Consider the following 13,924-nt stretch of genomic DNA (forward strand, 5'->3'; position numbering starts at 1 on the left):
CCAATCCCCTGTAGAATACAGAAAATCAGTTGCCCAATTAAATAGTTAGAAAGCTGCTTTTATTTATTTGTTCAAAATAATAGTTGCAGTTCCATTAATCTAGCTCTTTTTTTAATCATCTTTGCTGGGTAGAATCGATAAAAAGATATCAGATAATATTAATAAGATATCAATTGCTTGTAAATACCATGGTAGATGTTTAATTGCATAAACAAGCAATGATGGTATTACGAATGTGATAATAACCAGATATGGGCTTATCCCAATATCTCGGAAACGCCTCACGTATTGAGAAATATTGGGAATAATTGTTAATATTGAATAAACTATATAAATTTGAACACCTAGTTTATAATCGACTTGCTCAATTCCAGCGATAATTCCAGTGATGATTGTTAATCCTAAAAAACTCCACCAAAACTCTGATCTAGTACTACGACCTTTAAAATCAAAGTATCGGGTCCAATACATAGAAAATCCTTCAATAAAACTTAACATCACTTCACATCCAAATTTACTTTCTATTTAATGTTACATTCGAAAAATATTGTACCACTAAATCTTTCATTTTGGCACAAAAAAAGAGCGTTTACACGCCCTTTTTGATGTTTAATTATTTTCTATCTTTGCTTGGCATTACTAAAATAATGAAACCAATGATTGAGATAATTAGAACTAGGGTTTGAACTAGTACGTGCTTTTCGTATAAGTTTGATCTAGTTAATACAGCTGGAACCCCGTAGGTAATTAGTAGGAACCATGGAGTTACACCTGCGTCACGGTAACGACGGAAGTATAGTGAAATGGTAGGAATTACTGATGCAATCCAGTATAGGATACATACTGCGATACCAATTAATGCAGCAATACCGAATGACTTGTCGGCATGGCCGGTTGCAAATGATGTAGCCACTGCTACACCACCGAATGCTAGTGCAAAGACTGCGTAGATAATGGAGTTAATTAAGAATACCCACCAGAATTCTGATCTGGTACTTACTCCAGTAAAGTTAAAGTAGTTTTTCCAAAATTGTTTGTATGCTTTAATCATAATTATATTTCCCCTTTTTTCATATTCTATGTACATATTAATTAATCGCTTACAAAAAATCAATTTAAGAAATTATTAAGAATGCTTCGGATTATCTAATAATGATATAATTGAAGATACACGAGATATTTAGGGGGATTTTCATATGAACAATGTCGATATTTTAGAACAACAAGTTTTCGCTGCACGTAAGAAATTATCTACTCAGGAACAACTAATGGTAAACGATTATGTAGAAAATAATGCCATTAGCCCGGTGGCCGCATGGTTGCTATGGGTATTTTTAGGAGAATTCGGTGCACACCGTTTCCTATTTAAGAAGCCCTATGCTGCTTTAATGCTAATCCTAGAAATAATTGGATGGGTCACAATCTTCTTTATCATCGGTCTTGGTTTTCTAAGTGCCGTATGGATCTGGTGGATTGTCGATGCCTTCTCAATCCAATCATGGTTAAAGGAAAGCCGTCTACAAGCTGCATACAAAGGAATCACCCAAGTAACTGGTAAATCAGTGGAAGAATTAAGTGGTATTAACTACTCTTCATTTAATGGTGCTTCTTTTGTAAATTACAGCAACCAACCCCAACAACCAACTCAAGGTCAAGATCAAAATAATTTTGATCCTAACACTGGTCAACCTATCAACAACCAACCAGTAAATAATCAAACATCTTCAGCAAATGTTGAACCACAACAAAGTAATAATTCAACAAATTCTCAATCATCTAACGATACAGATGGCGATTTTACTGACTTCAGCAAACCAAAAGAATAACGTTTTGAGAGCTTCCAAAAAAATTGGAAGCTTTTTTTGTTGCATTATTTTTGTTAACCTGTTATCTTATATGTAACATGTTAATTATAAAGTAACAACTAGAAAGGTTGATGAAATTATGAAATACGCAATTAGTGCTGTTACCGGTAATTTCGGTAAAGAAGCAATCAAAGTTTTAATGAAAAACGTCCACAGATCAGATATCGTGGCTCTAGCAAGAAATGTAGAAAAGGCTGAAAAACAACTTCCAGCTGGCCTAGACGTCCGTCCATTCGATTACGGTAATCCTGATCAAATGGCAGAATCACTTGAAGGTATCGACAAGTTATTGTTTGTGTCATCACAACCAAACCCTGTCCTACCTCGTATGACTCAACACCAAAATGTTATCGATGCTGCTAAAAAAGCTGGTGTAGAATTCATTGTTTACACTAGTTTCCCACACGCAGAAACAGCTGATAACTTCTTATCACATGATCACACTCAAACAGAAGCAGCTATCAAGGAAAGTGGTATTGCTCACGCATTCGTTCGTAACAACTGGTATTTAGAAAACGAAGCCACTGTTTTAAAACCTGCCAGTGAGGGTCAACCATTCGTATACGGTGCCGGCGACGGTCACGTTGGTTGGGCATTAGAATCAGAATACGCTGAAGGTGCAGTTCGTGTCCTATTAAGCAAGTCACCAAAAGAAATATATGAATTCGCTGGTGAATCTCGTACTTACGCTGATTTAGCTGAAGCATTAAAGAATGCTACTGGAAAGGACTTTCCTGTTATTTCTGCTTCAGCTGAGGACTACAAGAAAGGCTTGAAGGATGCTGGATTAGATGATGCAACAGTTGAAATGGTATCAGATATTCAATCATTAATCGCTGATGGTCAATTAGACGAAGATACAAATGATTTAACTGCTGTGATTAGTCATTCACTTACACCAATTGAAGAAGCAATCAAGAAGGTAATCAAGTAATGAAGTATTCACATCGTTTGAGTGATGCTGTTCATATTTTGACCTACATTGGCGCTTCTGAAATCGTAGAAGATGATTTATCAAGTCGCGCAATCGCTGGTAGCATTAATTCCAATCCAAGCCTTGTCCGTCGTTTAATGTCGTCCCTAAAAAATGCTGGATTAATCACAAGCGAACCCGGACGCGCTGCTGTATCGTTAAGTAAGCCAACTAATGAAATTACCCTTCTCGATGTTTACAAGGCAATCGAAGAACCCGATTTATTCCATGTTGATGAAGAAACTAATCAACAATGTCCAATCGGCGCAAATATTCAATCTGCTTTGCATAAAGCATACAATGAAGTTCAACAACAAGCAGAATCCGAAATGAGCAAAATTACTCTAGCAGATATAGTAAAAGATGTTGTTGACGGCAATAAAAAAACACTATCCTAACGGATAGTGCTTTTTTAAATATGTACTTACTTTAATCATTGATAAAATCAAGTACCTTTATCTTACAAATATTAAGCTAATGCTGCACCAATAAATGATAGTACGAACAAGATAAAGATAATACCAATAAATGAAATAATAGTACCAGCAATTGCAAGACCTTTAGGTTGCTTAAATAAACCAATAATTGAGAAGATGGCACCTAATAACCATACAATAAAGTCAACAAATGGAATCCATGAAGTAACCAATAAAGCGATTAATGATAATACGAAACCGGCAGTACCGATACCATTAGCCTTAGCTTGGTTGATGTAAATTGATTGGTTACCACCGTTTGGTTGACCATTTTGTTGTTGAAAATCTGGTTGTTGGTTGTTTGAACCGTTATCCATTATGAAAAATCCCCCTAAATATAAATAAAAATAATTACATCTAATCGTTTTATAATTATTTCTTAACATAATAATAACCAAAAATAGACATAGGGTCAATTTTTTCTTATATTAAATTTACATTTTGTTTATTTTACATGTACCCATGATTAAAGTTTCTTAGTTTCTTTAGCGTTAACATTGAAACGACTGCAATTAGATACATTAGTGACATGAATACCATAATTTCGATCAATGAGAACTTAGCCATTAATAGTCCCATCAACACTGGCGAAAAACCACCTACAGATTTACCGATTGCCATAATCATGTTATTTGCTGTGGTTCTAATGTTGGTAGGATATAATCGACTAATAATGGCACCAAAACCACCATAGAAACCTGCTGCAAAGAATCCTGCTAGCGCACTAAACACTAGTAACGTCATGGCACTATGAGAAATTGCAATACCATAAATTGCCACAGCTGCAGACAACATAAAGAACGCAAAGGCAACTCTGGGACCAATTTTATCCATAATGTAACCAAAACTAATCATTCCCAAACTGATACCAACGATTGTCGCAATCATCCATAGTGACGACTTTGAAATTGAAACATGAAGTTGTTTTTGCATAATTGTTGGTAACCAAATCATTAATCCATAGTAACCAGCGTTTTCAACAATTACCATAATGGTGATGACAATCGTTTGCCATGCTAGTTGTGGCGTCTTAAATAGTTCAGAAAATGACACATGTGGAAGCTTGTGATTTTTCTGAACTTCAGCTTCATAAACCGGACTTTCCTTTAGGTGACGACGAATGAAATATGCTAATGCAACTGGAATTAATCCAAATAGGAATAATGTGTTCCAACCAAACATCGGAAGAACAATCGAAGCTATAATAGCAGCCATGATTCCACCCATTTGACCACCGGCGGCTGAGAAAGAAATAATCTTGCCCACCTTAAATCCTTGGAAATGTTCAGAAATCAATGACACCCCTGCACCAAATTCTCCACCAGATCCAACTCCAGCTAAAAATCTTAGTAGATAAATTTCATAAATGTTGTGAGCAAAGAATAATAATCCAGTAGCAAGAGCAAATAAGAAAATTGTATGTGAGAAGATTTTGACACGACCAAATCGATCGGCCAAAATTCCGAATAACAACCCACCAAATAGTTTACCTAAATTGGTAATAGTTGAAGTAAGTCCAGCTGCGGCAGGACTAATATGTAAACTCAAAATCATCGACGATAGCGCAAAAGATAAGAACATGCTATCCATATTTTCTAGCGCAAAACCAACAGTGGTAGAGGCTAGCGTCTTTTTTTGATCAAAACTAAAATGCTTTGATTCGTTAATGACATCCATTTAAAAGCTCCTCTTTTCGTTAAATAACGAACATTAATTGTATTTCCTTTTATAATATACGTATATTATGCTACTGTATTGAAAAAATGGCAATGTTTTTATATTTTTATCTACATTTAATATATGGATAATTAGACGCCATTAGAAATATTCCAATAAAAAAGGATGATTAACTAATTAATCATCCTTTTTGTTTTCCAAATTATTTTCAATATTTTGTTCTCTTTGTGAAGCTTCGATACGAATTAACATTTCCATTTGTAATTGATTCAACTGACTTTGATGCTTGTTATATTTTGTTTGTAAATCAACCTTGGCATGTAATAACTTTAATTCTTCTTCTGAACGTAGGTTAACGTGGTAATCATTTCTACGGTCTAAATCATCTTTTTCTCCAGCACGGTTTTGACTCATCATAATGATAGGTGCTTGAATTGCAGAAATACATGAAAGTGCCAAATTCAAAAGAATGAATGGATATGGATCAAAATGCCAACCGAATAATTGCATAACATTAATAATCATCCAACCAACTAAAAAGATAATAAAAGAGATTACAAACCCCCATGAACCACCAACTTTAGCTACTTGATCAGCCAGTTTTTTCCCAAACGTGTAGTTTTCTTGAAGTGCCTTATCGGCATCAATTACTTTAAAATCTTCGTTATTAATTTTTTGAGTTAAACGACGATCAATTTTATTAAACGCGGCCTCATCTTTTTGCATTGCTTTTTTAATATCAGCATATTGTTGTGCGTAATTTTCCATTATTTCAACTCCTAAAATATGTATAAACAAAAGTCTATACTTTATTCACAAGATATACAAAGATAAAATCTTACAGTAAAAAAGCTATGGTATAGACCATAGCTTTTTACTTATCTAAATGCTTTGTCACCGATATCAGTTCGGTACGAATAATCGTTTGTATTAACGTTGTCAGCAATTGCTTGATTAACTAATTTTTGTGCCTTTTTTAAGTCTTTATTCGAAGTAATTACCATCATAATACGTCCACCATAACTAACTAGTTGTTCATCTTGTTCTTCTACTCCCGCATAAACTACCGCAAGTTTATCATCGCTAAATTGAGGTAGTGTTAATCCGTTTTTATGGTTACCAGGGTACCCCTTAGCGGCTAGGACGTTACCAAGGAAGTATCGGTCGGTTTGCCAATCAACGTTTTGTTCTTGATGGTTCATTAGTTTGACAATCACATCCCCCAAATCACCTTGTAATTGTGGCAAGATGACTTGAGTTTCCGGATCACCCATTCGAACGTTGAATTCGATTACTTTAACACCATCTTTAGTCAAAATTAATCCAGCGTATAGAAAACCTTGGAACAAAATGCCTCGTTTGTGCATTTCATCCAACACGGGTCTAATCACCTTCACTAATCCTTCGTTTAAGACGTTATCACGAAATTGCGGAAGTGGACTGTATGCGCCCATTCCACCAGTATTGGGGCCCTTATCACCATCATAGATGCGCTTGTGATCTTGAGCTAATGGCATGGTTATGATATCCAATCCGTTTACCATTACAATCATCGAAAATTCTTGACCTTCCAGGTATTCTTCAATCAGGATTTCTTGGTGAACGTTATTATCATAGATTGAAGACAATGTTTCTTTGGCTTCTGCTAAGTCTTTAATGATGAAAACACCTTTTCCAGCAGCCAAACCGTTTAATTTCACAACAACTGGAAAATCATGTTCCTCCAAGTATTTGATAGATTCATCATAATTACTAAAAGTAGCATAGGCAGCTGTTGGGACACCAGCTGATTTCATCACTTCTTTAGCGAACTCCTTAGAGCTTTCCAATTGAGCAGCCTCTTTATTGGGGCCAAAAACCTTCAAACCAGCATTGGTAAATCTGTCAACAATGCCATCACTAAGTGGTTTTTCGGGACCGATTACCGTCCAATCAATTTGATTATCCAAGGCAAATTCAATTAGAACATCGAAATCTAGTTCTTCAATATCTAAGGTTTGAACCCTATCGATTACATTCATCATGGGATTACCAGGTGCTACAAAAACTTCTCGATTGACGTTCTTAGCTAAACTTTGTGCCATCGCATATTCGCGACCGCCTGAACCAATCAATAACCATTTTTCCATCTTCATCATAACCTCACTCTAGTGTTTGAAATGACGGTTGCCACTAAATACAAGGGCAATACCTAACTCGTCTGCTTTATCAATTGAATCTTGATCGCGAATACTTCCACCGGGTTCAACAATTGCTGTGATACCATGTTTTGCGGCAAATTCAACACAGTCATCCATTGGAAAGTATGCATCTGAACCTAATACTGCGTTTGCATAATCAGGCTTAGTTTCAGCCTTCTTGATAGCAATCTTAGTTGAATCAATACGGTTAGGTTGACCAGAACCAACACCTAAGGTCTGATGGTCGGTGGTAACTACGATTGCATTACTTTTAACGTGCTTAACAGCGTTTTGAGCAAATGCTAAAGCCTTCATTTGCTTTTCAGTTGGTTGTTTCTTTGAGACAACTTTGTATTCCGTTGGTTCTTCATGAAGTAAGTCACGTTCTTGAACTAACATTCCACCTAGCACACTTACTAAATCTTTCTTGTCAGGGTTAATCTTATCGAAATCAACAGTTAATAGACGGATGTTTTTCTTCTTAGCTAATACGTCGTAAGCTTCGTCAGTAAATGATGGAGCAATTACTATTTCCAAGAAGATAGCGTGCATCTTTTCGGCTGTTGCTAGGTCAACTTCTCGGTTTAAAGCGATGATTCCACCAAAGATTGAAGTTGAATCTGATTCATAAGCTAGGTTCCAAGCAGTTAGCAAGTCATCTGCAGTTCCAATACCACATGGGTTCATGTGCTTTAATGCCACAACAGTAGCTTGATCTGGAAATTCTGCGACAATACGAAGGGCGGCGTCTGCATCCCTAACGTTGTTGTATGATAGCTTCTTACCATGTAATTGTTTTGCATTAGCTAGCGAATATTTTTCAGGAATTGGTTCCTTGTAGTATGCCGCTTTTTGGTGACTGTTTTCACCGTAACGCATTGCTTCTACCTTTTCATATGTGAAAGTTAGCTTTTCTGGGAATTCTTCTTTGGTTAGGTAGTTGGCGATTAAAGCATCGTAAGCAGCAGTATGTCTAAATACCTTCGCTGCCAAACCGCTTCTGTATTCAGCATCAATTTCATCGGCGTCGTATCTTGCAATGTAGTCGTCATAGTCAGATACATCAGTAATTACGATCACGTCTTGGCTGTTCTTAGCAGCGGCTCTTAGCATTGAAGGACCACCGATATCAATATTTTCAATTGCATCGGCATATGTAACGTCTGGTTTTTCAATTGTTTCTTTAAATGGATACAAATTGACACAGACCAAATCGATTAATCCAATATTTTGTTCCTTTAGTTGTTGCATGTGTTCTTGATTGTCGCGACGAGCAAGAATTCCAGCGTGAATACGAGGATGTAATGTCTTCACACGACCATCTAGCATTTCTGAAAAATTAGTAATTTCTTCAACAGCGATCGCATCAACACCATTGTCCAATAATGTCTTCAATGTTCCACCAGTTGAGACAATATCGTAATCGCGTTGTTCTAGTTGCTTGGCAAATTCAACAATTCCATTCTTATCTGAGACACTTATCAATGCTAACTTTTTCAATTTAAATAACTCCCTTTTTAATTAATTGTAAAATCGTGCGTGGGTACAACTGATGTTCAACATCATGAATTCGATTTTCCAAATCCGCTAACGAATCACCTTCTTTTCTAAAAACCTCTTCTTGAGCAATAATCTGACCAGAGTCAATCCCCGAATCCACAAAATGAATCGTGACTCCCGTCTTATTAACTCCAGAATTATATGCATCTAGAATTCCTTGTTTTCCTGGAAAACTCGGTAGCAATGCTGGATGGATATTAATAATCTTGTTAGGAAAAGCATTTAGCAATGTATCACCTACAATACGCATATACCCGGCGAGTATAATAACTTTTACACCTTGTTCCTTTAATGCCTCTAAGATACGTCCCTCACGAATAGATCTTTTTTCACCCTTATGAAGCTCTTCTATCAAGACGTCAATACCTTTTCTTTTCGCTCTTTGCACTACATAAGCATCATGATGATCACATACTAATAACCTAATATCGATTGGTAGCTCTGCTTCAGCAATGGCGTCGAAGTTAGTTCCATTTCCGGAAGCAAAAATGGCAACCGGAAGCTTAGTCGATTTCAACTGCTTGTTGCTCACGTTTTACCACCTCACCAATCTCAAAATATTCTAGGCCGTTGTCTGTAAAGTAGTTGGTCACTGCTTGAACGTACTCTTCAGGAGCAACTAATACCATGCCAATTCCCTGGTTAAATACCAAATCCATATCACTTTGATCAAGGTTTCCCCAATCTTGTAGGCACTTGAAGATATTTGGCACTGACCAAGATGAACGGTCAATTTTAGCAGTCAAATCATTCGGAATTACTCGAGATAAATTATCAGCAATTCCTCCACCGGTGATATTGGCAATTGCATGAATCGCACCAGACTCAACGATTCCCTTAACATAGTGATAGTACAAACGCGTTGGGGTTAGTAATTCATCAATTAATGGTTGTGATAGTCCTTGGTATGTGGCGTTTAAATCAAGATTGGCATCCTTGATAATCTTTCGAACTAATGAGTACCCATTAGAGTGAATTCCAGATGACTTCAAACCGATTAACTTGTCACCTTTTTCCACGTTTTGTGAACCTAACAAACGCTTTTTATCAGCAATTCCTACCGCAAAACCGCTAAGGTCATAATCATCTTTCTTATAGATACCAGGCATTTCAGCCATTTCTCCTCCAATCAAGGAAAGGCCAGCTTGCTTACATCCCATCACAACACCAGAAACGATTTCTTTAATTTCTTCCGGAAGTAATTTACCAATTCCGATGTAATCTAAGAAAAATAATGGTTTCGCACCTTGTGCCAAGATGTCATTAGCACACATTGCGACCAAATCAACACCAATTGTGGTGTGACGTTTAGCTTGAATTGCTAACATCAACTTAGTACCCACACCATCAGTTCCTGAAATCAAAACTGGATCATCATATTTAGCGAAATGTGATTGAAGTGAATACATTGCGCCGAATCCACCTAGGCCATCAATTACGCTTTGATCATAAGTAGAAGCAACCATATTTTTAATGGAATCTACTGCCTTTTCGCCACTCTCAACATCGACACCGGCTTCTTTATATTGGTTAGCCATTCACTTCATCCTCCTCATATAGATGTAGTCTTTTTGCTTCTGAATCATATGTTTCTTGGTAGTCATACAAAGGTGTTGGATACTTGCCGTCAAAATAGGCTGTACACAAACCATGGTATTGATTGTCGCAATCAAGATCGATTGCATTGATTAACCCCTCAACACTTAGATACTTTAAAGAATCAGCTCCGATGATGTTTTTAATTTCTTCAACACTGTGATTGGCACCGATTAATTCGCTTGGCTTTTGAATATCGATTCCGTAAAAACATGGGTACTTCAAATCAGGTGAAGCAATTCGAACGTGGACTGATTTCGCTCCAGCATCCTTTAACATTTTGACGATAAAACGACTGGTAGTTCCACGGACGATTGAGTCGTCTACTAAGATGACGTCCTTGTCCTTGATGACTGATTTAACAACGGAAAGTTTCATTGAAACCCCGCGTTCACGTCGTTCTTGAGTTGGCTCTATAAATGTTCTGGCAACGTATTGATTCTTAATCAATCCCATTTCGTATGGAATGCCACTTTCAATTGCATATCCCATCGCCGCAGAAAGCGATGAGTTTGGCACCCCAATCACAACATCAGCCTTGGTTGGATTTTCGCGAGCCACCAACGCTCCCATACGTTTTCTAGCCTCATGAACCGAAACACCATGAATTACAGAATCAGGACGAGCGAAGTAAACATATTCCATTGAACAAATGGTTAGTTCAGTATCTTCGGTAAAGTGGTCAATCTTGATTCCAGAGTCATCAACAATAATGACCTCTCCTGGTTGAACATCCCTTACATATTCGGCTTGAACTTGATCTAAAGCACATGTTTCACTGCAGATAACCACAGCGCCGTCTTTTCTTCTTCCGACAACCAAAGGACGTAATCCGTTGGGGTCACATACTGCATACATTGCGTCTGGACTAAGTAATACATAGGCAAAACCACCGTGCATTTGATTGGCAGCTTCCTTGATACGACCTAAGAAAGTTTCTTGATTACTAACTTCAATCAAGTCACCGAAAATCTCACTATCAGAATCAGATTGGAAGATAGTTCCAGTTTTTCTAAGCATTTCTTTTAGAGTGTCAGCATTAGTTAAGTTTCCATTATGTGATAGTGCAAAATGAGTTTCGGTGTTTTCAAACATAAATGGTTGAACATTGTTGATGGTATGGCTTCCAGCAGTTGCGTAACGAATGTGGCCTAGTGCTGCATTTCCATGTAATCGATCAAATGAATGTGGGTCATCAAAAATAGCTCCAAGTAAACCTTGTCCGCGATATCGGTTTAGTCGTTTATTAGCGTCAATGGCAAGAATTCCAGCACCTTCTTGACCACGATGCTGCAAAGCGTGGAGACCACTGTAAGCGACTTTGGCAGCCGGACCTTCAACACCCCAGACTCCAAAAACACCACATTCATCGTTTAAGCTTTTGACTTCATTTGGCATGATAAACTTTCCTTCCAGATGGTTTTTAATGTAGTCACATCATCAACATATTGACCATCTTGTAGTCGTAGATTGATTTGTTGACTATCGTCGGTTACTCCAATCAAATGGGCTTTTTTACCAGCTAGTTTTTCAAAGGATTCTCGGTCTTCTTGGCTGACTGATACCACATATCTTGATTGAGTTTCTGAAAATAATTGTGCTTTAGTAATATCGATTTCACCATTTAAACCAAGATCGTTTTCAAATAATGATTCCAGTAGCGATACGATAATGCCACCTTCGCTCACATCGTGAGCAGATTCAATTAGGTGGTTATGAATTAAATCAAGAATTAAACGTTGGTTGCTAAATTCTTCTTCCAGGTCAAAATGAATTTTTCCTGAAATTTGGCCTTCTAGATGTTTTTGAATTTCTGAACCTGCAAAATCATCATTTGTGTCTCCAATAACGTAGACTAATTCACCAGTTTCCGAAAAGTCAGATTTAGTGATGTATTGATTATCTTCAATTAAACCAACCATCCCAATCATTGGAGTTGGGTAAATCGCCTTGTTATCAGTTTCGTTATATAGAGAAACGTTCCCAGCAATTACTGGTGTATCGAATTTTTCACAAGCCTTAGATATTCCTTCAACTGATTGATCCATTTCAAAGTAACTTTCTGAATCGTCAGGATTTCCAAAGTTCAAGCAGTCAGTGATACCGATTGGCACGGCACCGCTAGCAACAATATTTCTAGCAGCTTCTGATACAGCAATTTGACCACCTAGTTTTGGATTAAGGTAGATGTAACGACCGTTGGCATCAGTAGTCATTGCAAGTGATTTATTAGTTCCGCGAACACGAATCACTCCTGAGTCACTACCAGGTTGAACGACAGTGTTGGCTTGAACACGACAATCATATTGACGGTAAACTGACTCTTTAGAAGCGATTGTGGGTTGCCCAATAATCGTCTTAACCATGACATTAACGTTGCTAATAACTGGCACTTTGGCTTCTTTAACGTTCTTTAAACGTTCAGGTTCTACAACATCGTGTTGGTATTCTGGAACATCGTTTACCAAACTTGAAGTTGGAATGTCACAAACAACTTCACCATGATGAATCAATCTGTATTGTTTATCATCATTAACATGACCAATGACAACAGCGTCTAGGTGATGTTTTTCAAAGATTTCAAGAATTTCATCTTCATGGCCCGCTTTGACACAAAGCAACATTCTTTCTTGTGATTCGGATAGCATAATTTCATATGGCGTCATCCCAATTTCTCTTTGAGGAACTAAGTCTAAATCAAGATCCACTCCACTATTAGCTTTGTCAGCCATTTCAGCTGAAGAAGATACTAGACCAGCTGCACCCATGTCTTGAATTCCAACTAAGATATCCTTGTGGTTATGAGTCACTTCCAGACATGCATCAACAAGTAATTTTTCCATAAATGGATCACCAACTTGAACCGCAGAACGATCAGATTCTTCTTCAGTACTGAATTGACTTGAAGCAAACGTTGCACCGTTAATTCCATCACGTCCAGTCTTAGCGCCGACGTAGATGATGGAGTTTCCAGCACCTGAAGCTCTTCCTGCCTCGATGTCTTCTTGGTCCATCAATCCGACACACATAACATTTACCAAAGGGTTACCGTCATAACATGGATCAAAACTTATTTCACCACCAACTGTTGGCACCCCAATACAGTTACCATAACCAGCTATTCCAGCAACAACCTTATCTAATAAAAATCGATTTTTATCATTAGTTAATTCACCGAAACGAAGACTATCTAAAGAAGCGACCGGTTTAGCTCCCATTGAGAAAATATCCCTGATGATTCCACCCACACCAGTAGCAGCACCTTCATAAGGTTCAACATAGCTTGGATGGTTATGACTTTCGGCTTTAAATACCACCGCTTGGCCATCACCAATATCTAAAACTCCAGCACCTTCCCCAGGTCCTTGTAGAACACGAGAACCATCTGACCAGAATTTTCTTAAGACAGGCTTAGAATTCTTGTATGAGCAGTGTTCGCTCCACATTCCTGAGTACAAACCAGTTTCGGTGTAGTTAGGCAAGCGGTGCAAAATGTCATTTGAAATTAAGTTATATTCAAAATCAGTTAAACCCCAGTCTTGGTAAATCTTTTGATCTTTAATATCTTGGGGTGTAATTGTCTTTGGCTTTTCCATC

14 protein-coding genes are annotated in these 13,924 nt (G+C 37.4%); 3 read left to right on the top strand and 11 right to left on the bottom strand.

Translation table 11 applies throughout. The annotated features are described in order from the left end of the window. Positions 1 to 111 precede the first annotated feature (111 nt). Complete coding sequence (locus RZ79_RS06380; RefSeq protein ID WP_054450747.1) at positions 112 to 498, bottom strand: DUF805 domain-containing protein; 387 nt, start codon at positions 496 to 498, stop codon at positions 112 to 114. A gap of 115 nt (positions 499 to 613) precedes the next feature. Beyond that, positions 614 to 1,051, bottom strand: coding sequence for a DUF805 domain-containing protein (locus RZ79_RS06385; RefSeq protein WP_051961047.1), 438 nt, complete (start codon positions 1,049 to 1,051; stop codon positions 614 to 616). Between the two features lie 145 nt (positions 1,052 to 1,196). Between RZ79_RS06385 and RZ79_RS06390 the strand changes: the two genes are divergently transcribed. The 3 genes from RZ79_RS06390 (at position 1,197) to RZ79_RS06400 (ending at position 3,236) form a co-directional block, all read left to right on the top strand. Next, complete coding sequence (locus tag RZ79_RS06390; protein ID WP_054450749.1) at positions 1,197 to 1,826, top strand: TM2 domain-containing protein; 630 nt, start codon at positions 1,197 to 1,199, stop codon at positions 1,824 to 1,826. A 118-nt stretch (positions 1,827 to 1,944) separates the two neighbouring features. Further along, on the top strand, positions 1,945 to 2,799 hold the full coding sequence (locus RZ79_RS06395) for an NAD(P)H-binding protein (RefSeq protein ID WP_054450751.1): 855 nt from the start codon (positions 1,945 to 1,947) through the stop codon (positions 2,797 to 2,799). Next, positions 2,799 to 3,236: an Rrf2 family transcriptional regulator gene (locus RZ79_RS06400; RefSeq protein WP_054450753.1), complete on the top strand. Its 438-nt coding sequence runs from the start codon at positions 2,799 to 2,801 to the stop codon at positions 3,234 to 3,236. Before RZ79_RS06395 ends, RZ79_RS06400 begins: the two co-directional genes overlap by 1 nt. A gap of 71 nt (positions 3,237 to 3,307) precedes the next feature. On the opposite strand, the gene RZ79_RS06405 is transcribed toward RZ79_RS06400, so the two are convergent. From RZ79_RS06405 to purL, 9 genes are all read right to left on the bottom strand, one after another. Beyond that, positions 3,308 to 3,631, bottom strand: a complete 324-nt coding sequence (locus RZ79_RS06405) for a hypothetical protein (protein WP_053796989.1) — start codon at positions 3,629 to 3,631, stop codon at positions 3,308 to 3,310. A gap of 133 nt (positions 3,632 to 3,764) precedes the next feature. Then, positions 3,765 to 4,991: an MFS transporter gene (locus RZ79_RS06410; protein ID WP_054450755.1), complete on the bottom strand. Its 1,227-nt coding sequence runs from the start codon at positions 4,989 to 4,991 to the stop codon at positions 3,765 to 3,767. A gap of 177 nt (positions 4,992 to 5,168) precedes the next feature. After that, complete coding sequence (locus RZ79_RS06415; RefSeq protein ID WP_054450758.1) at positions 5,169 to 5,759, bottom strand: DUF1003 domain-containing protein; 591 nt, start codon at positions 5,757 to 5,759, stop codon at positions 5,169 to 5,171. A gap of 110 nt (positions 5,760 to 5,869) precedes the next feature. Continuing rightward, positions 5,870 to 7,129, bottom strand: a complete 1,260-nt coding sequence (gene purD, locus RZ79_RS06420) for a phosphoribosylamine--glycine ligase (RefSeq protein ID WP_080997496.1) — start codon at positions 7,127 to 7,129, stop codon at positions 5,870 to 5,872. Positions 7,130 to 7,138: 9 nt separating this feature from the next. Next, positions 7,139 to 8,671 (bottom strand): bifunctional phosphoribosylaminoimidazolecarboxamide formyltransferase/IMP cyclohydrolase, encoded by a 1,533-nt coding sequence (gene purH / locus RZ79_RS06425; RefSeq protein ID WP_054450760.1) that lies wholly within the window; start codon positions 8,669 to 8,671, stop codon positions 7,139 to 7,141. Between the two features lies 1 nt (position 8,672). Then, entirely contained in the window at positions 8,673 to 9,263 is a 591-nt protein-coding gene (purN, locus tag RZ79_RS06430; protein WP_237756547.1) for a phosphoribosylglycinamide formyltransferase, read from the bottom strand. After that, the gene (gene purM, locus RZ79_RS06435; protein WP_054450762.1) at positions 9,235 to 10,269 is read right to left on the bottom strand and encodes a phosphoribosylformylglycinamidine cyclo-ligase; all 1,035 of its coding nucleotides are present in this window, start codon (positions 10,267 to 10,269) and stop codon (positions 9,235 to 9,237) included. The genes purN and purM overlap by 29 nt, the downstream gene beginning before the upstream one ends. After that, positions 10,262 to 11,725, bottom strand: coding sequence for an amidophosphoribosyltransferase (gene purF, locus RZ79_RS06440; protein ID WP_054450763.1), 1,464 nt, complete (start codon positions 11,723 to 11,725; stop codon positions 10,262 to 10,264). The genes purM and purF overlap by 8 nt, the downstream gene beginning before the upstream one ends. Continuing rightward, positions 11,701 to 13,923 (bottom strand): phosphoribosylformylglycinamidine synthase subunit PurL, encoded by a 2,223-nt coding sequence (gene purL / locus RZ79_RS06445; RefSeq protein WP_054450765.1) that lies wholly within the window; start codon positions 13,921 to 13,923, stop codon positions 11,701 to 11,703. The genes purF and purL overlap by 25 nt, the downstream gene beginning before the upstream one ends. Position 13,924: the final 1 nt, after the last annotated feature.

The sequence above is a fragment of the Apilactobacillus kunkeei DSM 12361 = ATCC 700308 genome (assembly GCF_001281265.1).
Classification (GTDB): domain Bacteria; phylum Bacillota; class Bacilli; order Lactobacillales; family Lactobacillaceae; genus Apilactobacillus; species Apilactobacillus kunkeei.

Coding starts and splice junctions, on each gene's coding strand:
- RZ79_RS06380 (WP_054450747.1), bottom strand. CDS start 498: ATGTTAAGTTTTATTGAAGGATTTTCTATGTATTGGACCCGATACTTT.
- RZ79_RS06385 (WP_051961047.1), bottom strand. CDS start 1,051: ATGATTAAAGCATACAAACAATTTTGGAAAAACTACTTTAACTTTACT.
- RZ79_RS06390 (WP_054450749.1), top strand. CDS start 1,197: ATGAACAATGTCGATATTTTAGAACAACAAGTTTTCGCTGCACGTAAG.
- RZ79_RS06395 (WP_054450751.1), top strand. CDS start 1,945: ATGAAATACGCAATTAGTGCTGTTACCGGTAATTTCGGTAAAGAAGCA.
- RZ79_RS06400 (WP_054450753.1), top strand. CDS start 2,799: ATGAAGTATTCACATCGTTTGAGTGATGCTGTTCATATTTTGACCTAC.
- RZ79_RS06405 (WP_053796989.1), bottom strand. CDS start 3,631: ATGGATAACGGTTCAAACAACCAACAACCAGATTTTCAACAACAAAAT.
- RZ79_RS06410 (WP_054450755.1), bottom strand. CDS start 4,991: ATGGATGTCATTAACGAATCAAAGCATTTTAGTTTTGATCAAAAAAAG.
- RZ79_RS06415 (WP_054450758.1), bottom strand. CDS start 5,759: ATGGAAAATTACGCACAACAATATGCTGATATTAAAAAAGCAATGCAA.
- purD (WP_080997496.1), bottom strand. CDS start 7,129: ATGATGAAGATGGAAAAATGGTTATTGATTGGTTCAGGCGGTCGCGAA.
- purM (WP_054450762.1), bottom strand. CDS start 10,269: ATGGCTAACCAATATAAAGAAGCCGGTGTCGATGTTGAGAGTGGCGAA.
- purF (WP_054450763.1), bottom strand. CDS start 11,725: ATGCCAAATGAAGTCAAAAGCTTAAACGATGAATGTGGTGTTTTTGGA.
- purL (WP_054450765.1), bottom strand. CDS start 13,923: ATGGAAAAGCCAAAGACAATTACACCCCAAGATATTAAAGATCAAAAG.